General features: G+C 46.0%; 18 protein-coding genes and 1 tRNA gene. 6 read left to right on the top strand and 13 right to left on the bottom strand.

Annotated elements, in window-relative coordinates:
- Window positions 1-159 precede the first annotated feature (159 nt).
- Window positions 160-495, bottom strand: a complete 336-nt coding sequence (locus tag AAC052_RS06870; protein ID WP_339811977.1) for a helix-turn-helix domain-containing protein — start codon at window positions 493-495, stop codon at window positions 160-162.
- A 112-nt stretch (window positions 496-607) separates the two neighbouring features.
- On the opposite strand from AAC052_RS06870, the gene AAC052_RS06865 reads away from it, so the two are divergent.
- Window positions 608-1468, top strand: a complete 861-nt coding sequence (locus tag AAC052_RS06865; RefSeq protein ID WP_339811975.1) for an SDR family oxidoreductase — start codon at window positions 608-610, stop codon at window positions 1466-1468.
- Window positions 1469-1506: 38 nt separating this feature from the next.
- Here AAC052_RS06865 and AAC052_RS06860 read toward each other — a convergent pair whose 3' ends face one another.
- Window positions 1507-2358: a sulfite exporter TauE/SafE family protein gene (locus AAC052_RS06860; RefSeq protein ID WP_339811973.1), complete on the bottom strand. Its 852-nt coding sequence runs from the start codon at window positions 2356-2358 to the stop codon at window positions 1507-1509.
- Between the two features lie 170 nt (window positions 2359-2528).
- Entirely contained in the window at window positions 2529-3305 is a 777-nt protein-coding gene (locus AAC052_RS06855) for an NUDIX domain-containing protein (RefSeq protein ID WP_339811972.1), read from the bottom strand.
- A gap of 147 nt (window positions 3306-3452) precedes the next feature.
- Here AAC052_RS06855 and AAC052_RS06850 point away from each other — a divergent pair, with 147 nt between their 5' ends.
- On the top strand, window positions 3453-6836 hold the full coding sequence (locus tag AAC052_RS06850) for a ThuA domain-containing protein (RefSeq protein ID WP_339811969.1): 3384 nt from the start codon (window positions 3453-3455) through the stop codon (window positions 6834-6836).
- Window positions 6837-6860: 24 nt separating this feature from the next.
- A complete protein-coding gene (locus AAC052_RS06845) occupies window positions 6861-7706 on the top strand; it encodes a ThuA domain-containing protein (RefSeq protein ID WP_317490974.1) in 846 nt (281 codons plus the stop codon).
- 65 nt (window positions 7707-7771) lie between these two features.
- Here AAC052_RS06845 and AAC052_RS06840 read toward each other — a convergent pair.
- A tRNA-Glu gene (locus tag AAC052_RS06840) sits at window positions 7772-7843 on the bottom strand.
- Window positions 7844-8062: 219 nt separating this feature from the next.
- On the opposite strand from AAC052_RS06840, the gene gap reads away from it, so the two are divergent.
- The gene (gene gap / locus AAC052_RS06835) at window positions 8063-9070 is read left to right on the top strand and encodes a type I glyceraldehyde-3-phosphate dehydrogenase (RefSeq protein WP_317490973.1); all 1008 of its coding nucleotides are present in this window, start codon (window positions 8063-8065) and stop codon (window positions 9068-9070) included.
- Between the two features lie 60 nt (window positions 9071-9130).
- On the opposite strand, the gene pncA is transcribed toward gap, so the two are convergent.
- From pncA to AAC052_RS06805, 6 genes are all read right to left on the bottom strand, one after another.
- Window positions 9131-9736 (bottom strand): bifunctional nicotinamidase/pyrazinamidase, encoded by a 606-nt coding sequence (gene pncA / locus AAC052_RS06830; RefSeq protein ID WP_339811965.1) that lies wholly within the window; start codon window positions 9734-9736, stop codon window positions 9131-9133.
- Entirely contained in the window at window positions 9729-11207 is a 1479-nt protein-coding gene (locus tag AAC052_RS06825) for a nicotinate phosphoribosyltransferase (RefSeq protein ID WP_339811963.1), read from the bottom strand. Before AAC052_RS06825 ends, pncA begins: the two co-directional genes overlap by 8 nt.
- A gap of 57 nt (window positions 11208-11264) precedes the next feature.
- Window positions 11265-12008: a YebC/PmpR family DNA-binding transcriptional regulator gene (locus AAC052_RS06820; protein WP_317490970.1), complete on the bottom strand. Its 744-nt coding sequence runs from the start codon at window positions 12006-12008 to the stop codon at window positions 11265-11267.
- A gap of 37 nt (window positions 12009-12045) precedes the next feature.
- A complete protein-coding gene (locus tag AAC052_RS06815) occupies window positions 12046-12459 on the bottom strand; it encodes a four helix bundle protein (protein WP_317490969.1) in 414 nt (137 codons plus the stop codon).
- Between the two features lie 208 nt (window positions 12460-12667).
- Window positions 12668-13558 (bottom strand): DMT family transporter, encoded by an 891-nt coding sequence (locus AAC052_RS06810; RefSeq protein WP_339811961.1) that lies wholly within the window; start codon window positions 13556-13558, stop codon window positions 12668-12670.
- A complete protein-coding gene (locus tag AAC052_RS06805; protein WP_317490967.1) occupies window positions 13555-14220 on the bottom strand; it encodes an ABC transporter ATP-binding protein in 666 nt (221 codons plus the stop codon). The genes AAC052_RS06810 and AAC052_RS06805 overlap by 4 nt, the downstream gene beginning before the upstream one ends.
- A gap of 136 nt (window positions 14221-14356) precedes the next feature.
- Here AAC052_RS06805 and sucC point away from each other — a divergent pair, with 136 nt between their 5' ends.
- On the top strand, window positions 14357-15568 hold the full coding sequence (sucC, locus tag AAC052_RS06800) for an ADP-forming succinate--CoA ligase subunit beta (RefSeq protein WP_317490966.1): 1212 nt from the start codon (window positions 14357-14359) through the stop codon (window positions 15566-15568).
- A gap of 70 nt (window positions 15569-15638) precedes the next feature.
- Here the strand turns inward: sucC and AAC052_RS06795 are convergent, their stop codons facing one another.
- Window positions 15639-16010 (bottom strand): hypothetical protein, encoded by a 372-nt coding sequence (locus AAC052_RS06795; RefSeq protein ID WP_317490965.1) that lies wholly within the window; start codon window positions 16008-16010, stop codon window positions 15639-15641.
- A 129-nt stretch (window positions 16011-16139) separates the two neighbouring features.
- Between AAC052_RS06795 and AAC052_RS06790 the strand changes: the two genes are divergently transcribed.
- Window positions 16140-18572 carry a bifunctional aminotransferase class I/II-fold pyridoxal phosphate-dependent enzyme/GNAT family N-acetyltransferase gene (locus tag AAC052_RS06790; protein ID WP_339811957.1) on the top strand — a complete coding sequence of 811 codons (2433 nt, stop codon included), beginning with the start codon at window positions 16140-16142 and terminating at the stop codon, window positions 18570-18572.
- Window positions 18573-18576: 4 nt separating this feature from the next.
- Here the strand turns inward: AAC052_RS06790 and AAC052_RS06785 are convergent, their stop codons facing one another.
- Both AAC052_RS06785 and AAC052_RS06780 read right to left on the bottom strand, forming a co-directional pair.
- The gene (locus AAC052_RS06785; RefSeq protein WP_317490962.1) at window positions 18577-20274 is read right to left on the bottom strand and encodes a response regulator; all 1698 of its coding nucleotides are present in this window, start codon (window positions 20272-20274) and stop codon (window positions 18577-18579) included.
- Between the two features lie 342 nt (window positions 20275-20616).
- Window positions 20617-22332, bottom strand: a complete 1716-nt coding sequence (locus AAC052_RS06780; RefSeq protein WP_339811954.1) for a response regulator — start codon at window positions 22330-22332, stop codon at window positions 20617-20619.
- Between the last annotated feature and the right edge of the window lie 18 nt (window positions 22333-22350).

The following is a 22350-nucleotide window of genomic DNA, read 5'->3' as shown; positions in this document are numbered from 1 at the left end:
TTTTAACGCCTTTACTATATATGTTATAAGCGCTTGTCACCTACTCGCATAAGGCTTCCCGGTCACCCGGCTTAACACCTACCCATGCAAGCGCTTACCCCATAGCGACATGCTTCCGTTCTCCTTTTTGCCACAGCACCTATTGATTGTTAACCCTTTCTACCCTCTCCCCAGCAAATTCTTATTTCCCCAGATAGCGATTTCATCAAAAATAGGCGTAAGTCCTTTTGACAGGTCTGTGAGTGTATATTCCACCCGTGGCGGAATCTCTTTGTATTGCTTTCGCACCACCAGCTTGCTCTTTTCCAATTCCTTTAGCTGCTCGGTAAGTACTTTGCGTGAAATGCCAGGTATGCGGACGGCTATTTCCCCAAAACGTTTGGTGCCGCTGGCAAGCTGGTAGAGGATCAGCACCTTCCATCTTCCTCCGATAATAGCCAGTGTAGCAGCCACCGGGCAGTCAAAAACTTCGCTTATTTCTGTATTAGTTACCATTTCGTTACCACTTTCTTACCAGTTACCAAAAGGTAACAAGTTACTTTTTAGAACTGTTATTAGTTACTTTGAGTAACAATAATAATTCATTAACTATTCAAATACAAAAAACATGATTCTAGTAACAGGAGCAACAGGGCATTTGGGAACAGCAACAATAGAACACCTGCTGAAAAATACTGACGCCAGCAACATCGTGGCGCTGGCAAGAGATGAAAACAAAGCCAGCGAGCTAGCCGAAAAGGGCGTTATAGTTCGAATGGGTCATTTCGATGATATCGCCTCCCTTGACAAGGCCATGGAAGGAGTCGAGAAAGTGCTGCTGATTTCCGGACTAGACCCCAATAGACTACAGCAGCATAAAAACGTAGTGGATGCAGCGAAGAAAGCCGGAGTGAAGCACATCGCCTACACGGGCGTTTCCATCAAAGATCCCAGCACGTCAGGAGTAAAGCCTCTCATGGAAAGTCATTTCGAAACAGGGGACTACATCAAAAAAAGTGGGCTGACTTACACCATGCTGCGTAATACCTTATATACGGATGGCATTGCGGTGTTTGCGGGTCCTCAGGTTTTTGAGAACGGCATCTATCTTCCGTCCGGTAATGGAAAGGTTCCTTACGCTCTACGCAGAGAGATGGGAGAAGCAGCCGCCAACGTCTTGCTCCAGCCTGGCCATGAAAACAAAACGTATGAGATAACCGGCAGTCAGCTATATTCTTACGCTGATGCCGCCGAAGCACTCAGCGTTTTGTCAGGCAAAACCGTGGTATACACCGACGCAGATGCCGATAAGTTTCCGGGACAACTGCGGGAATGGGGCCTCCCTGAAGAAGTGGTTTTTATCGTTACCGGATTCTCGGCTGATATCAAAAACCAACAGTTTGAGCGCACGACGAAAGACCTTGAAATTTTGCTGGGCCGGAAGCCTGCGACTTTAAGAGACGGGTTGAAAGAAGTCTATAACCTCTAATTGCTTAAAAATGCTGGCGTTGAAAGACGTCAGCATTTTTAACTAGCACCTGCACCCACAAAATTCGCCATCATCACGAGAGCTGCCAGCACAAGGCCGAGGCCGATGAGCTTTTCAATCACTTCCGGGTTGATGCCGATATTCAGTTTGTGGCTGGCAATTGATCCGCTGGTGAAGCCCAATAGCACCGGCCATGCCTGCGACAGCACAATATGCCCCTGCATATAATGGCTTGCCGACCCTGTGATACTCGTAATGATGATCATAAACATGGCCGTAGCGGTGGCTATCTTTACCGGCATTTTGAATATTTTGAGCATGATGGGCGTCTTTAGAAACCCTCCGCCTATGCCGAAAAGCCCCGCCAGGGTGCCCGCCATTAGCCCGAAAAAAGTAATCATCCATATACTTGCTCTGTAAGCAATATGGTGCGCCTTGTTTTCTATCAGAAACGACGGCCTCCATTGATTCATTCGATAAAACAAACCGCTTTTACTGTCTTGATCGCTGCCTTCTTTCTTAAGCCAAAAAGAGACTCCCAACAACAGCACCAGCACGGAGAAAAGTATTTCCAGCCTGTGGGCGGAGATGTAGGCCAGCAAAAAGCTCCCCAGCACAACGCCGAGCATGGTAGGCAGCTCCAGCAATATCCCCATCTTAAAATCGACATGCCCGCCTTTTCTATGGAAGTAGGTGGCGGCCAGTGAGGAAAAGATGAGGGAAAACATCACACTGCCGACAGCTATGGCCAGTGGGTAATAAAAAATGGTGACCAGAATAGGCACCATAAAAATCCCACCTCCAAATCCGATAAGGTTACCAAAGGCACTGACAATAAAGCTGATAAGGATAATAAGGACAATGGTCAGAATACTGGGCTCTATAGCCATGTTTATTGATTGATAGTGCTCACGATTTAATTTATCATTTCCATGCCAATCCACCACTGTCTAGCAAGCAAATCTTTCATTTATGGCGGAATGTGCTAGTCATGTGAGGCTTTTTGAAAGTCCTGACTAATCCACGGTTTGCGCAAAGGCTTTATAACCGATCCTGCTACCTACACCAACACCACACCTTCCTCCAGTGCCTTTTCGTACACCTCGTCGTTGAAAGTGTAAAACGTGGGTGAGCGGTGGGCGCCGATCTTTAGCTTCTCATCGGTCTTTTTGATCAGGCCTATAGAAATAAGTTTGTTAGGGAAGTTGGACGCATTGAGGGTTTTGCCAGACATCACCTCATAAAAAAGCCTGATCTCTTTCAGGGTGAATTTCTGAGGCAAAAGGTTTTTTCCAATAGGGAAATGATACAAATGGATCCGCATGTTGAAGAGCGCCTCCCGCACAATCTCATTGTGGTCGAAAGCCATGCGGGGCAACTCGTCGATAGAAAACCACTGGCTTTCACTTGAAAATATATCTGCTTTGGGCTGGGCATGCACGATGTCGGTAATGGCATAAAATCCAATAGTGACAGCCTGCCCGGCCAGCCAGCTGTCTTCAGTTACCCTGACGCCCGTCATTTCATAAAGCATCTCAGGGTCGAAACCGTCCAGCCTATTTCTATCAGGGTCTCCGAACGCCTTGAACTGCTTCAGAAAAAGGTTTTCGATGCCTGTTCTTTCTGCTGTTACCCTTGCAGCCGCTTCATCCAGGTTTTCCGTATGCTTCACATAGCCGCCGGGCAGACTCCATTGTGACAACAGCTTGTTTTTAAGCAGCAGCACCTGGAGCTTGCCTTCGTGGTAACCAAAAATTGTGCAATCCACCGAGACGTTAGCCCGGTATTCCTGATACCCCTTCTCCAAAAAATGTCTTATTTCCTGCAAGCCGTTCATAGTTTCTAACAGAGCAAAATTTATTTATTAAAATTTAATAAATGTTAATAATAAAGCAGTTACCTTTATTTATTAGATTTTAACAAATGTAACAAAAAAGCCAACCGGTCCTTCACTCCTGTTGGTTTAAATTATTTAGTTTTCATTATGAAAAAACGCTACATCATCCTGCTGACATTGGCAGTGCTTGTCGCTGCCGCTTACTTTTACTTTACCCGGGACACACGTGATATCAAGGTGCTGGTTTTCTCTAAGACGGCGGAGTTTCGCCACGAATCCATACCTGCGGGAAAAACAGCCATACTTGAGCTGGCAAAACAGCATGGCTTTTCCGTTGACACTACAGAGAACAGTGATGACTTCAACGAAGCCAACCTTCAGAATTACAACGTAATCGTGTTTCTGCACACCACTGGCGATGTGCTCAACGACGCCCAGCAGCTGGAAATGAACCGCTGGATTCAGGCAGGTGGCGGGTTTGTAGGCGTCCATGCTGCCGCCGACACAGAATATGACTGGCCCTGGTACGGCGAACTGGTGGGTGCTTATTTCAACGGCCACCCCTCCGATCCGAATGTAAGAGATGCCACGGTGCGGGTGGTGGACAAAACCCACTTTTCTACACAACACCTGCCCGAAAGCTGGCCTCGCACCGACGAGTGGTACAACTATAAAGAGATCAAAGCTGACATCAACGTATTGCTCAATCTCGATGAGCTGTCTTATGAAGGCGGCACCAACGGAGAAAACCACCCCATTACCTGGTACCGTGATTTTGACGGAGGCAGGTCGTGGTACACAGGCCTGGGACACACGAATGAAGCATGGAAAGATCAGGACTTCCTGACAATGCTTTGGGGCGGCATCCAATATGCTGCGGGGCCCGGAACACCCGTTGACTATAACAATTCGAGGGTGGCTCCGGAAGAGAACCGGTTCCAGAAAAATGTACTTGCTTTCAATCTGAATGAGCCAATGGAACTCGATATTTTCCCTAATGAAGACATCCTATTTATAGAAAGGAAAGGGGCGATTAAGCTCTTCAAGAAAGGGGCGGACAGCGTGAAGCTTGTCACCACCTTCCCCGTACACAGTGAGCTGGAAGACGGCCTGTTGGGATTTGCCATTGATCCTGACTACGCCAGCAACCACTGGATCTACCTGTTCTACTCTCCGGTGGGTGACGAACCGAAGCAGCACCTTTCCCGCTTCACTTTTGAAGGTGACTCTTTGCTCTATGCGTCCGAAAAGGTGCTACTGACCGTGCCCACGCAGCGGCAGGAATGTTGCCACTCGGCCGGCTCTGTAGAATTTGGCCCTGACAGGTTGCTTTATGTGTCGCTTGGAGACAACACCAGCCCTCGTGCCACCGGCTATGGCCCAATTGACGAAGGCGAAGGCCGGTCACCATGGGATGCGCAGAAGTCGTCGGCCAACACCAACGACCTGCGTGGAAAAATACTACGCATCAAGCCTGAAGATGATGGAACTTACTCAATTCCCGAAGGCAATCTTTTCACCGATCCAACAAAGGGCAGGCCTGAAATTTATGTAATGGGACTGCGAAACCCATTCAGAATATCAATTGACCCTAAAAATGGCTACCTCTACTGGGGTGACGTGGGGCCCGATGCCGCTAAAGACAGCGCTGGATTTGGCTCCCGGGGTTATGACGAACTCAATCAGGCCAAAAAGGCAGGTAATTTTGGGTGGCCTTATTTTATAGGCAACAACTTCCCCTATAATCACTACGACTACACCAACAACAAGACCGGCCCGCTGTTTGACCCAAAAAAGCCCGTCAATACCTCTCCCAACAATACCGGAGCGAAGGATTTACCGCCTGCTAATCCTCCATTATACTACTATCCCTATGCTGAATCCACCGAGTACCCTTTGGTGGGTGAAGGCGGCAGAAATGCCATGGCAGGCCCCGTCTTTTACAAAGACCGCTACCCCGAATCAGACCAGCGGCTCCCTGAGTACTACGACAAAAAGCTTTTCACCTACGACTGGATGCGTGGCTGGGTAATGGCGGTAACGCTGGATGACAATGGAGACTTTGTGAGAATGGAGCGTTTTCTGCCCAATATGTTGTTCAACAACATGGTCGACCTGGTGATTAGTCCCACGGGTGATTTTTATGCCCTTGAATACGGCACCAACTGGTTCACGCAAAATATGGATGCCAGATTGATCCACATCACTTACTCATCAGGCAACAGGGTGCCACTTGCGGTCATTGAAGCGAATAAAATGATAGGGAAAACACCTTTTGCCGTCCAATTCAGTGGAGAGGCCTCCAAAGATTTCGATGGAGACGCACTTTCCTACGCCTGGGTCTTTGGTGATGGTGGTTCATCAACAGAGAAAAACCCTGTGTACGAGTATAAAACGCCCGGTGAATACAATGTAAGCTTGACGGTAACGGATCCCTCTGGCGAAGTATCTACCGCTGAAGCTACCGTTTTGGCTGGCAACGACCTGCCGGAAGTAAACCTTGTCTTTAAAGGAAATCAGTCATTTTACTGGAGCAATTCAACCTTTGACTATGAAGTGACCGTGCAGGATTCCGAAGACGGCTCCATCAACCAGGGCATCAACCCCTCGGCTGTTACTTTCACCGCCGATTACCTGGCCAGGGGCTACGATGTAACCGAAATTATGCAAGGGCATCAGGCCAATATGGAAGCATCGGCATTCCTCGTAGGTAAAGCGCTCATGGAAACTTCCGACTGCAAGGCATGCCATTCTCTTACCGAAAAATCAGTGGGCCCTACCTTCACAGCCATTGCAGACAAGTACGCAGGCAACGAAGGTGCGGTGAACGCCCTGGCCGAAAAAGTCATCAAAGGTGGCGCCGGCGTATGGGGTGACCTGATGATGTCGCCTCACCCACAACTAAGCACCGCCGACACTGAGAAAATGATTGCCTACATCCTGTCGCTGAGCGGAAAACCTGCGAAAGGAGGCCTCCCTTACAAAGGCTCCTATGCCCTCAATAAGCATAAGCCGGCGGAAAAGGAAGGCACTTATATTTTCACTGCCTCCTATACCGACAGGGGCGCCAATGGCATGAAGCCGCTAACTGCTACCAAAGTGCTTTCGCTCTCCTACCCGATCATAAATGGTGACAAGTTCAGCAGCAAAAAGAATGTGATGACGTTCAATGTAACGGCAGGCATGATGCCCGGGATTGAAAACGACATGACCATGACTTTACCCAGCGACGATGGTGTGCTCCAATACAACAACATCGACCTGACCGGAGTGGGTAAGCTGAAGCTGAACCTGGTGGTTGCCCCCACCTATTTCTCCGGCGGCTCAATGAACGTGATGATTGATGGCGTTGATGGCCAAAAGATAGGAGCAGGAACGTTTGAAACAGGCCTGACTGATCTTGGCTTCAAGGAAATGGTTGTAGATATTGACCCGGTTGACGGCCCACACACGCTCGTTTTCACCTTCAAATGCGCCGATGCCACGAAGATATTTGCCGGTCTGGCCTCCATTGAGTTTATCAAAAAATAAAAGAAAAACCCTGATTTCTTTCCCATGAAAAAGTTTTTAAAAATAGCTCTTTGGTCTTTGCTAGGCATCGTGGTGGTGCTGGTAGGGCTATTGGCCGGGTTCATGTACAAGATCAAGAATGGTTTCCCTGTGTCGTATGAAACTGAAGCCCCAAACCTCACCATTCCTGTAGACCAAACCAGTGTGCTGCTTTTTTCAAAGGCTTCCGGCTTCCGGCACGGAGAATCGATAGAGGCTGGCAAAAAGGTGTTTGCTCAATTGGCCATTAAGAACAACTGGTTTCTTTACGACACAGAGGATGGCGGTGTATTTAATCGTGAGCAGCTAGCCCAGTTTGATGTGGTTATTTTCAACAATTCCACAGGCCGTGTGCTGAACGATGAACAGCAGCAAAATTTGGAAAACTACGTCAACAATGGTGGCAGTCTGATTGGCATCCATGGTGCTGGCGACAATTCGCATCACTGGGATTGGTATACTGACAACCTGATGGGAGCTACCTTCTCTCACCACCCGCTCAACCCTCAGTTGCAGGAAACCACCATGATGCTGGAAGCGGGTGCCGACAGTCTGCTTGCTGCCGGTCTGGCGCACGAGTTTACCCACACCGATGAATGGTATGTGTTTTTCGACAACCCACGAAAGAAGGGTTTCAGTATTCTTTATACCATTGATGGAGACAAAATCCTTCCCAGCGGCAACATGCTTTGGATGACCGACAAAGACTTTGGCATGGGAAAAGACCACCCGGTGGCATGGCACAAACAAATTGGCAATGGCCGAACCTTCTATACCTCCATGGGTCACGATGCCACTGCCTGGCAGCAGGAGGTGTTTGTGAAGATGCTGGCAAATGCTGTTGAGAGATGATGTTGTGAACCCATTGCGACGCAAGCTGCCACAAATGAAAAAAGCCGCTTTCTAGCGGCTTTTTGTAGTCCGTAGGGGAATCGAACCCCTGTTACCAGGATGAAAACCTGGCGTCCTAACCCCTAGACGAACGGACCATTTTGGGGACAATTGAGGAAGAGTTAAGCTTGATTCGCTACCCCTTTCCTGAATTGTGGTGCAAAGATATATGGCCTCATTTTAATTGCAAAGCATTGCGGAAAAATTTTCTAAAAATCCTTCAAAAACAACTGAACCTTAACCGCCAACTTCTTTGTTTTTAGTGGGTACGGGTGTTAGATTTGCACTCTCTGTAATAACCATAAACTTTTTTGAAAATGACAAAAGTAAAAGTAGGTATCAATGGTTTCGGTCGTATAGGTCGCCTGGTGTTCAGGGCGGCTATCAACAACCCCTCGATCGAAATCGTAGGAATCAATGACCTGATCGAACCAGATTATATGGCATATATGCTCAAGTACGACTCCACCCATGGTCTGTTCAAGGGTGAGGTGTCCGTAAAGGGCGGCAACCTGGTTGTAAATGGTCAGACGATCCGGGTAACTGCAGAAAAGGATCCTGCCAATTTGAAATGGAATGAAGTTAGCGCTGAGTATGTAGTTGAATCTACAGGCCTCTTCCTTACCAAAGAAACTGCTGAGAAGCACATTGCTGCAGGTGCCAAGAAGGTAGTAATGTCTGCTCCTTCGAAAGATGATACCCCCATGTTTGTTATGGGTGTAAATCACACTGAATACAAGAGCAATATCAATATCGTTTCAAACGCTTCATGTACCACCAACTGTCTGGCTCCGCTTGCTAAGGTGCTTCATGACAAGTTCGGTATCGTGGAAGGTTTGATGACCACAGTACATGCCACCACTGCTACACAGAAAACTGTCGACGGCCCTTCTATGAAAGACTGGAGAGGCGGACGTGGCGCTGGTCAAAACATCATCCCATCATCTACCGGCGCTGCTAAAGCTGTAGGAAAAGTTATTCCTTCACTAAACGGTAAACTGACTGGTATGTCGTTCCGTGTTCCTACTCCTGACGTATCTGTGGTTGACCTTACCTGCAGACTTGAGAAAGCTGCTAGCTATGAAGACATCAAAAAAGCTATGAAAGATGCTGCCGATGGACCTATGAAAGGCATTATGGGCTACACTGAAGATGCGGTAGTAAGCACCGACTTCGTTGGAGACGCTCGCTCGTCTATCTTCGATGCTGACGCTGGCATCAGCCTGAACGCTAACTTCGTGAAAGTAGTATCATGGTACGACAACGAGTGGGGCTATAGCAACCGTGTGGTTGACTTGGTGCTTCATATGGCTTCAGTTAAGTAATCAGTGAATAGTAAATGGTAATCAGTCACTTTTTACTGATTACCATTTACTGATTACTTCTTACCGCCTCACCTCCACCCCTGCCCTTTCCAATTCCTTCAGGGCCTTTTCAAAATCACCTGGTCGCAAGTTGACGGCCCGTGTGCCCGCCACAGTCAACACGACCTCAAAGCCAAATTCCTTCGCATCCAAAGCGGTGAACTTCACGCAGTAATCGGCGGCAAGACCAACCACTGTGACTTTTTCTACCCCTTCCGCCTTCAGGTATTCGCCCAGACCAGTTGACTTCCTTTTTCCATTATCAAACAAGCCACTGTAGCTATCGATCGTAGCATCGGTGCCTTTTTGAAAGACTTTCTTGAATTTGGACGTATTCAGGCTTCTGGCAAACTCAGCACCTTTCGACTCCTGTACACAATGTACCGGCCACATGATCTGAGGAAGTCCATTCAGGTCAATTAACTCGCCCACCTTCTTTCCTTCGTGATTGGCTGCAAAGCTCCCATGGTCAGCCGGATGCCAGTCCTGAGTAGCTACAACAAGGTCGAAGCGCTCCATTAGCTCGTTTACAATTGGGACGATTTCATCACCATGATTAACTGCCAATGCGCCGCCAGGAAGAAAGTCGTTTTGTATGTCTACAACGATCAGGGCTTCTTTATTCATTGCTAGTCACTTTTCGAAGTTTTAGAATCAGTTCTGTTTTGGCCTTATGAAGGCTTTCCTCCAACCCTACGGGGTAAACATGTGGATTCACAAAGCGTTTTACACTTCTATCAAGCATGCCAAGTTGCTCAGTGTGCCGCTTCTTGATATCCTTGATGTCAGGAAGGTCATATATACAACGGCCACTTTTAAAAACCGGCACCAGCAAGTCTTCACTGTTTAACTTCTCAGCATTCAGTGTTTTTCTCTTTGTAGCATCCATCGGATCAATGATGAGGCTCTTCTTTTTCAGCTCTGTATTTACGTCAAAAATCATATCGCCCACGTACTGCCTGCCGTCATCGAACCTCTTGACCTGCTGGATGCCTGGGTTGTTCATTTTCACCGTCTGCTCCGAAAGCTTCAGCTTATACTGCCACATGCCATGGTTCTCAATAGCTGACAGTTTGTATACCGCCCCCAGCGCCGGCTGGTCATAGGCTGTCACCAGCTTAGTGCCAATGCCCCAAACATCAATTTTTGCCTCCTGCAGCTTTAAGCTCTGGATCAGGTTTTCATCCAGATCGTTGCTAGCCACCACCTTCACCGTTTCCAGACCTGCTTCGTCAAGCATCTCTCTGGCCATTTGCGAGAAATAGGCCAGGTCACCACTATCTATCCGAATACCCATTAGTTGCTGCCCTTTGGCCTGCATCTTCTTCCCAACAGCGATCGCCTGCCGGATGCCTTCTTCAGTGTCGTAGGTGTCGACCAAAAGCACCGTGTTGTTAGGCATTGCTTCGGCATAAGTTTCAAAAGCCTCCTTCTCACTATCGAACGACATCACCCAGCTATGGGCATGGGTACCGCTTACCGGAATTCCGAAGAGCTTACCCGCCATCACGTTGCTGGTGGAAGTGCAGCCGCCGATAAAAGCGGAGCGACTAGCGGCCAGCGCTCCGTCAATCCCTTGCGCCCTCCTCAAACCAAACTCCATAACCGGATCACCGCCGGCAGCCTGGTAGATGCGGGAAGCTTTGGTAGCCACCAGCGTTTGGAAATTGATAAGGTTCAAAAGAGGCGTTTCGATGAGTTGGCATTGAAGAATGGAACCTGTCACCCGCACCATAGGTTCGTGGGGAAAAACGATGGTTCCTTCGGGCACCGCTTCGATATCACAGGTAAACTTCAGGTTGGCCAGATACTCGAGAAATGCAGGCTCAAACAGCGGTTGCCCGTCGTTGCCTGTTGTCTCAGCCAGGTAGCTGAGGTCCTGCTTTGAAAAATGAAAGTTGTTGAGATAGTCTACTACGTATTCCAGGCCGCAGGCGACTGTGTAGCCCCCACCAAAAGGGTTGTTTCTAAAGAATAGGTTAAAAACAGCCTTCTGGTCTGCCTTGCCCGACTTCCAGTAGCCAAAAGCCATCGTTAACTGGTAAAGGTCGGTAAGCAGCGCCATGGAAGCACTGTATAAGTCTTTCGTAATCTTCATAAATAATAAAGGATTGATTTAGTGTCAATCCTTATCCGAAAGTAACATTAAAAGAGGTCAAATCAATTCCATTTGCGCCTCAGTAATCTCCAGGTTGTGGAACACCTTCTGCACATCGTCGTCATCCTCCAGGGCGTCGATGAGCTTCATTACTTTTACAAATTCCTCATCCCCTAAGCTAAGCCTGTTGGCCGGCTCTCTCTGAAGCTCAGCGTTCTCTACCTGCACGTTCATCTCATCAAGCTTCTTCTGCATTTTACCGAAATCTTCGAATGCACAAGTCACCGTCACATACTCCTCTTCCACCTCCAGGTCTTCCGCTCCTCCATCGATCACTTCCAGGGTAAACTCATCCTCGTCAAAGTCCACCGGCTTTTGGATCTGAAAATTCCCTTTTCTTTCGAATAAAAATTCCAATGAGCCATTAGTGCCCAGGCTCCCTCCATGCTTGGTGAAGGCATGTCTTACATTTTGGACTGTGCGGTTCTGATTATCGGTGGTGCACTCCACATAAATAGCGATACCATGCGGGCCGTAACCTTCGTACGTGAGTTCAAAATAGCTGTCAGCATCTGCATCTGAGGCTTTCTTGATCGCCCTGTCAATATTATCCTTGGGCATATTGGCGCCTTTGGCATTCTGGATAGCTATTTTCAGCCTGGTATTTGCTTCTGGATTGGGCCCACCCTCTTTGATGGCAACAGTAATCTCCCGATTCAGTTTGGTGAAAACTTTCCCCCTCTTGGCGTCAAGCGCTCCTTTCTTCCGCTTGATCGTTGACCATTTGCTATGTCCTGACATTTTGTGTAATCGATAATTAGTATTCAGTGAATGGTAATCAGTGATCGGTTTCGCTTTGCGTACCGCCACTACAAAACATTTTTGATTTTGCTATCATGGAGTAGATCATCTTTCCTATGTAATTGCATTGTTCAATCAGAGCATTCCTCTCTACCACAGATATATACTGGCAGTTCAGAGCAACTTCTATCCAGTGTTGGGTTTCAAGTTGTTCGGCATCAGCATCTGTAAGTTTACTAATGAAATGCTTTTCATACCGTCTCTTTCCCCAGGCTTCTGCTATCTGTGCCCCGACCGAACGAGACGACCTTCTAACTTGATCAGTAAGGGAATACATCTCTTCCTTCGGGAACCGCTTGGTTATTTCAAAAATTGAATTGGTCAGGTTGCTTGCCATTTTGTAGACGTCCAAATCTCTAAAACTCCTGACGTATCTGTTGCCCTTTTCCATTTCGGTAAATTTAAAAAATTATCACCTATGCTAAAGCTACATGTCGGCAATTGGCTAATTCTAGCAATGATTTACCCTATTGTGTCTTCAATGCCAGCATTTTTCTATAAGTAACCCAAGCTTCTCGCAGATTACTGCGTAATATTTACCACCTACGGATCACTGATTACTCCTTACTGACTACCGATTACTGCTTACTATTTACCAGTTACTGATTACTCCTCACCATTGATTTCCTCCTCCTTAAAACCTCCCCTTTCTTCTTCCACCAAATATTGCTGACCACCCCCATCACAACACAAGCCATACCTATGTAGGTCAACAGATTAAAGGTTTCGCCAAAAAGGAAGCCAAACCCAAGCCCATAAACAATGCCGAGATAGCTGAGACTTGAGATGATTGAAAGTTCCTCCTGCTGGTAAGCTTTCGTCATAAAATACTGCGCAAACTGGGTAAATATGCCCACCATGATCAGCCAAAACCACTCCCAGCCAATCGGCTGCTCCCAGATAAAAACAGAATACACACCAGCTATAGGGATGGTTACCAATGGAAAATATAAGATAATTACCAGCGGGTGCTCACTGGTTTTAAGTTTACGGATAACATTATACGCCACACCCGAACTCATAGATGAAAGCAATCCAATGAGAAGATGGATAGGCTCCACCCTGATATCAAAACCTGTTACGATCACTACTCCCAGCATCGACAGAGCAAAAAACACCCACTGCATTGGAAATACTTTTTCCTTTACAAAATAGATTCCCAGAATAGTAGTGAACACCGGGGCCAGATAGAGCAGCGTGTAAGTAGTGGCCAGAGGGATCTGCTGAATAAGAATAAAATAGAGAATTAAAGACAGAGAGCCGCAAACGCCACGCAAAATCAGCATCGGCTTGTTAGTGCCCCAGGGCGAAATACCAGCGGCCTTAATACCAATAAATGAAATGATGAATGAAATAACTGATCGGAAAAGTATGATTTCAACGGAAGGAATTTGCGGAATCATTTTCACGCACACCTTCATCATGGCGAAGAGCACAGTTGCGAGCAGCATATACCTTACCCCTGCCGGCACGCTCCTCCATCTCCTCATTTTTCCGCATCAGTAAGCACCATGCCGTCCTGAATTTCCAATGTACGATCGGCCATAGCAGCAAATTCTTCGTTGTGGGTAACGATGACAAATGTATGCCCCAGCTCTTCTCTTATCTTGAAAAACAGGTTGTGAAGCTCATTGGCATTTTTTGAATCAAGGTTACCGCTTGGCTCATCACCAAAAACGATGGAGGGGCTGTTGATCAGTGCTCTGGCAATGGCCGTCCTCTGTTGCTCACCTCCCGAAAGGGCTGAAGGCTTATGGTCGAGCCTGGCTCCCAGCCCCAAAAGCTGCAACAATTCCTTTGCCCGCTTGGCTACATCATCATCATTTCTGCCGCCTATGTAACCAGGAATGCACACATTCTCCAGCGCAGTAAATTCTGGCAACAGGTTGTGAAACTGGAAGACAAAGCCTATTTCTTTGTTACGAAAAGACGCCAGCTGTGTCGATGCCAATTTGAAAACATCTTTACCGGAGAGTTCAATCGTGCCCTCGTCGGGGGTATCCAAACTACCTAGTATATGCAAGAGAGTGCTCTTACCGGCACCGCTTGCTCCCACTATGGAAACTACTTCTCCTTTGGCTATTTCGAGGTCTATGCCTTTCAATACTTCAAGGTTGCCGTATTTTTTCTTTATTCCTGTCGCTTTTAGCATCTAAAAAATTGTTGCCCTGCAAATATAGAAAGATTGCCTTTCCTTCAAGGCTTTATAACTACCGATCTCTTCACCATTAAACTTTAGCTTGTAATTGCACCCCCTATGGCTTAGATTCGCACAAAAAAATTAGAGGATGAACATTCACGAATATCAAGCCAAAGGAATTCTGAAAAGCTACGGAGTTACCATCCAGGAAGGTATCGTTGCTGATACGCCAGAACGGGCTTTGGAAGCTGCAAGAACCCTCAATGCAGACACAGGCACAAGCTGGTATGTTGTAAAAGCACAAATCCATGCCGGCGGACGTGGTAAGGGCAAAGTAAGGGAAACCGATTCCAATGGGGTGGTGCTTGCCAAGAGCCTGAATGAAGTGGCGCCAAAGGCTGAAAAAATATTGGGAGGTACGCTGGTAACACACCAAACTGGCCCTGAAGGTAAAAAGGTGAATAAAGTGCTCATTGCTCAGGATGTTTACTATCCTGGCGAATCGGAGCCGAAGGAATATTATATGAGTATTTTGCTCGACAGGGCAAAAGCCAGCAATGTTATCATGGCCTCTACTGAGGGTGGCATGGACATCGAAGAAGTGGCTGCGCATACTCCTGAGAAAATCATCAAAGAGTGGATCGATCCATCCGTTGGTTTGCAGCCATTTCAGGCACGTAAGGTGGCTTTCAAATTGGGGCTGGAGGGTAACGCACTGAAAGAAATGGTGAAGTTCATCCATTCTCTTTACAATGCATTCATTGGAAGCGACTCAACGATGTTTGAGATCAACCCTGTGTTAAAAACTTCTGATAACAAAATTCTGGCTGTTGATGCCAAGGTTAACCTTGACGACAACGCCTTGTTCCGTCATAAAGACCTTGCCGAGCTCCGTGATATTTCCGAGGAAGATCCTTTGGAAGTAGAGGCTGGCGTTGCAGGCCTTAACTATGTGAAGCTCGACGGCAACGTGGGTTGTATGGTGAACGGCGCCGGACTGGCCATGGCTACCATGGACATCATCAAACTTTCTGGCGGCGAACCTGCCAACTTCCTTGATGTAGGTGGTGGGGCAAATGCCAAAACGGTTGAAGCTGGCTTCAGGATCATCCTGAAAGACCCTAACGTGAAGGCTATTCTTATCAATATTTTCGGTGGTATCGTGCGTTGCGACAGGGTAGCCACTGGCGTGGTAGAAGCCTACAAAAACATCGGAGAGATTAAAGTGCCAATCATCGTTCGCTTGCAAGGCACAAACGCTGAAGAAGGAGCGAAAATAATTGCAGAGTCGGGGCTGAAAGTATTCCCTGCTATTGTGCTAAAAGATGCTGCACTCAAGGTGAAAGAAGTACTGGCTTAAGCAAACAAGCCTTCCAAATACTAAAACCCATCTTTATCGAGATGGGTTTTTTGTTTTTACTGGAATAAGACTACTTGAATTTTTTAATGTATTCTAGCGCTTCCTCCATAGAGCTAAACATTTTTGTCGGCACATCTGGCTTACTCACCTTCAGATAAAAATTAGCCATAAATTCGTACGCAGGTGAATCAACCACCAGGGCCACGGCGTCCACCAAAGAAGATCCCTCTTTCGCCAGAAAGTCTCGGGCAACCTTATCCACATCTTTTAGCCCCCGTATATCACACAAAACGGGGTATGACTTGCCCTTCTGAATAGTTTTCCTATCTTCAACCACCTTCTTGGCTGCATCGACATCTAACTCTGTGTTGGGTTTGTAGATAAAATGCAAGATCCCATCTTTCAGAAAAAAGCTAGCAAACTCATTTTCTATCTTGTCCATTGATCAATCGCAAACTACTAATAGTCAAATTCTTGAGGAAAAATACATAATTTCTGCACCTCTCTTCTTATTAAAATGCAAATATTACATTTAGCTGGTGTAATTTAGCTGGCAATCTAACTAACCCAAATGGCAAAAGTAAAACATAATAACTTAATTGACACACTTAATACCATAGCAGAGGACGCAAAATCACGTGGAGTCATACAACTGCACACTGAAGACGAGCGTTTCACTGGCCGAACTATTAGAATAAATGGGAAAGATCTTTTTCATTTCGGCACCACGGGATACCTTGGGCTTGAGCAAGATCAAAGGTTAAAAGATGCCGCTATTGATGCCATTCAAAAGTTTGGCACACAGTTCCCCCTATCCAAAAGTTATGTTTCCCATTCGCTGTACCAGGAACTAGAAGAGAAGTTAAATCTCATGTTTAAAGTTCCCGTGCTGGTTATGAAAAATAGTACGCTTGGCCATATGGGGGTAATCCCATCGATTGTGCGTGATGAAGATGCGGTTATTTTAGATCACTATGTACATTGGAGTGTACAGAATGCCTCCCTCCTGCTAAAAAACAGAGGAGTGACAGTAGATATGATCAGGCATAACAATATGAATATGCTTGAGGAAAAAATTAAAGCGCTAAGCCCTGGCCGGGAAAAAATATGGTATTGTGCCGATGGTGTGTACTCTATGTTTGGCGACACCGCACCCATTGAGCAACTCAAAGCGTTGTGCGCTAAATACCCCCAGCTATATCTATACTTCGACGATGTGCATGGCATGAGCTGGGTAGGCGAGAACGGAACCGGTTATGTGCTGAACCAATACAAAGAACTGCCCGAGAATGTATTCCTTTTCAGTACACTCAGCAAGTCATTTGGCGCAAGCGGTGGCATACTGGTTTCTTCCAATCAGTCCTACTTCAATAAGGTCAAAAACTTTGGAGGGCCACTTACGTTTTCTGCGCAGCTCGAACCAGCGTCTGTAGCGGCAGCCATTGCCTCTGCTAAGATTCACCTGAGCCCTGAGATTGTTGAGATGCAAGCGGAATTGCGTGACAAAATAGACTATTGCAATGATTTACTGGCACAAACAGATTTACCGCTGGTAGATAGAAATGACTGCCCGGTTTTCTATATTGGAGCAGGTGCACCCGCAGTGGGCTACAATTTTGTTAACAAAATGTATGATGCCGGCTTCTATGGTAACATGGGTATTTTTCCGGCTGTACCAGTGAAGAAAACCGGGATCAGATTTACAATCTCCAGACATAACCAGCGTGAGGACATCGAGCAGTTGGTGGCGGCGTTGAATGAAAACTTTCCCAAGGCCCTGGAGGAGGAGCGCTATTCGATGAATAGTGTAAGAAAGATTTTTGACCTTCCTCTTATTGAAAAAGAAAATAAAGTCGCTGCCAGCAAAACAGAAACACTGACACTAGAAACCTTCCGCTCTGCCGGTGAGATTGACGCTAAAATCTGGGACACGTACTTTGGAGGAGAGGGTGTTTTCAATCATGCGGGGCTTCAGTTTCTTGAGAAAACCTTTACTGATAATGAAGAGAAGGAGAATAACTGGCAGTTCTTTTATCTTCTCGTTCGTGATGAAAATAAAAAAGTGATAGCTGCTACCTTTTTTACTTTCGCTCTTTGGAAAGAAGACATGCTGGCGCCAGCTTCAATTTCAAAGGAGTTTGAAGAAAAAAGGAAATCAGAGCCCGGCTTCATGGTGTCAACAGCACTAATTATGGGGTCGCTGTTTACTGAAGGCCAACATCTCTTTCTTGATAAAAATGATGACCGATGGCAAAATGCGATGGACTTGATTATCGAAAAAGTAGAAGAACTGGATGAACTTCTCAAGCCTTCTTCCATTGTGCTAAGGGACTTCGACGAAAGCGATACCGAAATTGAAGAGTATGTGTTGAAGAAAGGTTTTTTCAAAACTACACTCCCAGAATCATGTACTGTGGAAGACCTGTCGTGGGCAAACACAGAAGAATATATTTCAACTCTTTCCAGCAAATCCAGAAAGCATTTCAGGCAAGACGTGGCTCCCTTTGAAGACTACTTCGACATTGAAGTAAAACAAACCCTTGCCGAAGATGAGATTTGCCAGTTCATGGCATTGTACCAAAACGTCTGGAGCAAGAATTTAGATGTCAATACATTCCCTTTCAACAAGAGCGTTTTTGAAAAGATGTCGGCAGATACTAACTGGGAGTTTATTATACTGAGGCTTAAAAAAGAAAAACAAGGACAAAATGAAACCGACAACCCCATTGCGGTCATGTTCTGTTTCAACAACAATAATATAACCTACGTACCAGCATTCATTGGCATGGACTATGACTATGTGCAGAAGTATCAGACCTATCGGCAAATGCTGTATCAAACAATTGTGAGAGCGCAGTCGTTGGGCTTTAAGAAAATAAACTTCGGTTACTCCTCTTCCTTTGAGAAAAAGAAACTAGGGGCCACCATTTATCCCAGAGTTGCTTTTATTCAAGCCAAAGACAACTACTCTATCGAAATGATGGGGATCATTCAAAAAAAATAAGGTACTAAAGCTCTAAAAACCCCTTCGAGGCGACAAAAATCTCCTCCTTTGTAAATGGTTTTTTAACATGGGCATTCATACCCGACTGCAGCGACTTTAGCACAGCTTCCTCATAAGCATCTGCCGAAAGGGCTATAAGAGGCATATTATACTGCATTTTCCTGATTTTTGCGGCCAGCTCATAGCCGTCCATTTCCGGCATATGAATGTCTATGAAAACCAAATCAAAGTCATGGATATTGATGAGTTCCAACGCACTCTGTCCGCTGTCGGCCACTAGCGCTTTGGCTCCCAGATTTTCCAGCACCCGTTTCGCAAGCTTCAGATTAAGATCGTTATCGTCAACCACAAGTATGTGGTATTGCCGGCTGAACTTCAGCTTCAAGGTTTGCGCTTCCTCTCTTGGCTTCACAACCTGCGAGTCTGCCGCCTTGAGCTCCATGGTAAATGTGAATGCGGTGCCTTTTTCGAACCCAAAACTCACCGGTGGGCTTTCTACTTTTATGTCTCCATCCATGGAGTTGAGCAAATACCTGCAGATTGTGAGCCCTAAACCGGATCCTCCATAGTTACGGGAAGTGGAGTCATCGGCCTGCGTGAAGCTGTCAAAAATAACGTTTAGCTTATTGGAGGGGATGCCGATCCCCGAATCGATAATATCTCCCTGAATAACAGCATAACCTGCCTTGGCTGGCAAGCTGGTGAAATTCACATTTATATTGCCGGTAACTGTAAACTTCACCGCATTGCTTACAAGGTTTCGGACTATCTGGTTTATCTTTTGAGGGTCGCCAATAAGCACTTTAGGTATAGCAGGATCAATAGAGATAGACAAATCGATCCCTTTTTCCCTGGCCAGGTAGCGATAAGGATTCAAGTTTGATTTCATTATTTCCTCAAACTGAAATTCTATTTGTTCAAGCGTAAGCTTGCCTGCCTCAATCTTATTAATATCCAGAATGTTATTAATCAGTTTTGAGAGGTCTTCACCGGAAGCCTTGATAAGCCGTAGAAAATTTTGCTGCTCCTCTGTAGGAGAAGTTTCAAACATCAGGTCGATAAACCCTAAAATGGCACTAAGGGGCGTCCTTATTTCATGACTCATATTCGCCAAAAACCGTGTTTTGGCCTCATTGGATGCCTCTGCCCTTTCCCTTGCTTCCTTAAAAACAGAGACGTCTTTAGCAATTAGCAGGATATTGGACGGCTGATTCTGGCTGTTGAGGAGATAGGAAAACGTGGCTGAGTGCGGCTTGGACAGTTCGCCATTAAAGCAGAAGTGCAACTCATTGATCCGGCAAATGTTTTTCTCGCCAAGTTCCGCCCTCACCCTTTCAAGGAGTATCTGTTCATTCTCGCTTAGCAGTTCGGCAAGTGGCCGTTTGAGTAGAGCACTTTCTTCACAATTGAATTTTTCCAGTGTGATTTCATTCACTTCCTCAATTCGAAAATCGATGTCAAGGATGAAAAGGACATCTACTACTCCCTTATAAATGCTTTCAAGGTAATTTTTGGATACCATAGAGGACTTGAGCTCTTCACCCAACATGTTGATCCCACCGACAAGGCCATCCAATTCATCATTGAATCCATAGCGAGGAAGCCGATATTCGAAATTACCATTGGCTATCTCATATACCAATTGTATAATGTCGTCTATTCTGCCCTTGAGGTGATCTGGAATCTCGTGTTTCGGAAGCATCTGGCGTACGCTTTACATTTTCGACTATTTCAGCAAAAGAGATGGTCCATATTATTTACCTGACACTGGTCTACGGTTAAACTCCCTCTAATTTACAATTATAGTTCGAAGACGTTAATTTCCAGCATAATTTAATGCAAAGGAAGAGAAAACCTTATAGAATCATAAAGTGGTCAACTACCGATCAGAAGTTTGTAGACGGTCAACATGGCCAAAACAACTCATCATTGTCATCAAAAACTGGCTATTGAGTGCTGTAGGTAACCAGGAAGAAATGAATCCGTTCCCACTAACGTGGGTAAAAACAGGTAATGTGGCGCACAACATTGAATTAAGCCTAATCTATTCTAGCACATTTTTCAACGCTCTAAAAATGGATAATTTGGTAAATGGCTTGCCAATGTGGTCGTCCATGCCGGCTTGCTTGCTCCTGTCTATATCTTCCTTGAACACGTTGGCCGACAGGCCAATAATGGGCAAGTCATACCCCAGTCTCCTGATAACCCGTGTGGCTTGAAGTCCATCCATCACGGGCATCTGAACATCCATTAAAATGGCATCGTAATCGTTCACTTTCAGCATTTGTACCGCTTCCTTGCCATGCACGGCGTATTCAACCGTTGCTCCAAACTTGCTCAATACCCTCCCTGCGAGAATACGATTCATCTCATTGTCCTCCACCACAAGTAACTTGTACTGCGTTGTAAACTCCAGCTTTTCAAACTTCTCTAATGTTTCATTTACCGGTGCTTCGGCTATGTCTACAGAGAAGTTAAAATTGAACTCAGAGCCGGGGTTTTCAGCCGTGCCTATGTGGGAAGGGCTGCCAATACTGATTTCCCCTCCCATCAAATGAATAAGCTCTTTTACTATCGACAAACCCAGTCCTGAACCGCCAAATCTCCTTGTAATGGACGAATCGGACTGGACAAATGCCTTGAAAATATCATTTTTAACGTCATCTGGAATACCTATACCTGTGTCGGAAACACAACCTCTGATCATCGCTCGTTTGCCATCGCCAATAGGGGAAATGCTTAGTTTGACACTTACTTTTCCTTTGCTGGTAAATTTCAGAGCGTTTCCTACCAGGTTTACCATTATTTGATTTACACGGGTAGGGTCGCAATAAACATGGGAAATCTTATCAAAGTTCTCAAACTTGAGGTCAAATGCGACTCCCTTTTCGTTGGCCATGTACTTATATGGTTGAAGGGCAGAGGCCATGGTTTCTTTGAAGTGAATGGGCACGTGATCAAACCCAAGCTTACCTTCTTCTATCTTGTTAAGATCCAAAATATCGCTTAAAAGCTTCATTAGCGTTTGCCCGGAACTTTCAATCAATTGAAGGTACTCCTTTTGCTCGTCGCTAATGCTCATCCCTATGAGGTATTCGGTAAACCCAAGAATCCCATTGAGAGGCGTCCTTATTTCATGGCTCATATTGGCCAAGAAGCTGCTTTTCATCCGATTGGACAACTCCGCGGCTTCCTTGCTTTTTTTAAGTTCAGCCTCAATCTGTTTCTGAACAGTCATGTCCTTGGCCACGAGCAGCAGCCCGGCAGGCTCACCTTTTGAGTCAATCAAAATGGAGCAGGAGGTGCTAACCGGCGTTTCTTTTCCAGATTTGCCCACCACCATGCCTTCAATGTTATGAAGACTGCTATCATCTCTCAGGTGCTCCAGAAAACCCAAAGGTTCAGCAGAATCGGACTTGAAAACGTCTGACAAATTCTTCCCAACCAGGTCGTTCTCCGAATAGTCGAGGAGCTTCGTGACGGCACCATTGACTCCCTGAATAAGGCCGTTTTCCTTTACTATGATGACCATGTCCACAATACCATCATAGATGCTTTTTAGGTAATTGCGGGACACAGTGGAACTCTCCAGTTCTTCACCAAGCATGTTGATCCCTGCAATAATTGCATCTACCTCATCAAAATCATCGGAGGGAGTTTCTCTGGCATCCAGGTTACCGGACGCCAGTTTGACAATTAAGGCATTGATTTTATCCAGTCGATCATCATCCGTAATTACACTCATTTCTGATACGGTCATAAGATATTATAAGAGAGT

Origin of the sequence: uncultured Imperialibacter sp. (genome assembly GCF_963974565.1) — a bacterium.
GTDB lineage: Bacteria > Bacteroidota > Bacteroidia > Cytophagales > Cyclobacteriaceae > Imperialibacter > Imperialibacter roseus.
This window is presented reverse-complemented; position numbering and strand designations above follow the sequence as displayed.

Excerpts from the sequence above, each read along its gene's own strand:
- sucC (WP_317490966.1), top strand. The coding sequence starts at position 14,357 with ATGAACATTCACGAATATCAAGCCAAAGGAATTCTGAAAAGCTACGGA.
- AAC052_RS06790 (WP_339811957.1), top strand. The coding sequence starts at position 16,140 with ATGGCAAAAGTAAAACATAATAACTTAATTGACACACTTAATACCATA.
- AAC052_RS06820 (WP_317490970.1), bottom strand. The coding sequence starts at position 12,008 with ATGTCAGGACATAGCAAATGGTCAACGATCAAGCGGAAGAAAGGAGCG.
- AAC052_RS06810 (WP_339811961.1), bottom strand. The coding sequence starts at position 13,558 with ATGAGGAGATGGAGGAGCGTGCCGGCAGGGGTAAGGTATATGCTGCTC.
- AAC052_RS06780 (WP_339811954.1), bottom strand. The coding sequence starts at position 22,332 with ATGACCGTATCAGAAATGAGTGTAATTACGGATGATGATCGACTGGAT.
- AAC052_RS06815 (WP_317490969.1), bottom strand. The coding sequence starts at position 12,459 with ATGGAAAAGGGCAACAGATACGTCAGGAGTTTTAGAGATTTGGACGTC.
- AAC052_RS06860 (WP_339811973.1), bottom strand. The coding sequence starts at position 2,358 with ATGGCTATAGAGCCCAGTATTCTGACCATTGTCCTTATTATCCTTATC.
- AAC052_RS06805 (WP_317490967.1), bottom strand. The coding sequence starts at position 14,220 with ATGCTAAAAGCGACAGGAATAAAGAAAAAATACGGCAACCTTGAAGTA.
- AAC052_RS06855 (WP_339811972.1), bottom strand. The coding sequence starts at position 3,305 with ATGAACGGCTTGCAGGAAATAAGACATTTTTTGGAGAAGGGGTATCAG.
- gap (WP_317490973.1), top strand. The coding sequence starts at position 8,063 with ATGACAAAAGTAAAAGTAGGTATCAATGGTTTCGGTCGTATAGGTCGC.
- AAC052_RS06850 (WP_339811969.1), top strand. The coding sequence starts at position 3,453 with ATGAAAAAACGCTACATCATCCTGCTGACATTGGCAGTGCTTGTCGCT.
- AAC052_RS06865 (WP_339811975.1), top strand. The coding sequence starts at position 608 with ATGATTCTAGTAACAGGAGCAACAGGGCATTTGGGAACAGCAACAATA.
- AAC052_RS06825 (WP_339811963.1), bottom strand. The coding sequence starts at position 11,207 with ATGAAGATTACGAAAGACTTATACAGTGCTTCCATGGCGCTGCTTACC.
- AAC052_RS06795 (WP_317490965.1), bottom strand. The coding sequence starts at position 16,010 with ATGGACAAGATAGAAAATGAGTTTGCTAGCTTTTTTCTGAAAGATGGG.
- AAC052_RS06845 (WP_317490974.1), top strand. The coding sequence starts at position 6,861 with ATGAAAAAGTTTTTAAAAATAGCTCTTTGGTCTTTGCTAGGCATCGTG.
- AAC052_RS06870 (WP_339811977.1), bottom strand. The coding sequence starts at position 495 with ATGGTAACTAATACAGAAATAAGCGAAGTTTTTGACTGCCCGGTGGCT.
- AAC052_RS06785 (WP_317490962.1), bottom strand. The coding sequence starts at position 20,274 with ATGCTTCCGAAACACGAGATTCCAGATCACCTCAAGGGCAGAATAGAC.
- pncA (WP_339811965.1), bottom strand. The coding sequence starts at position 9,736 with ATGAATAAAGAAGCCCTGATCGTTGTAGACATACAAAACGACTTTCTT.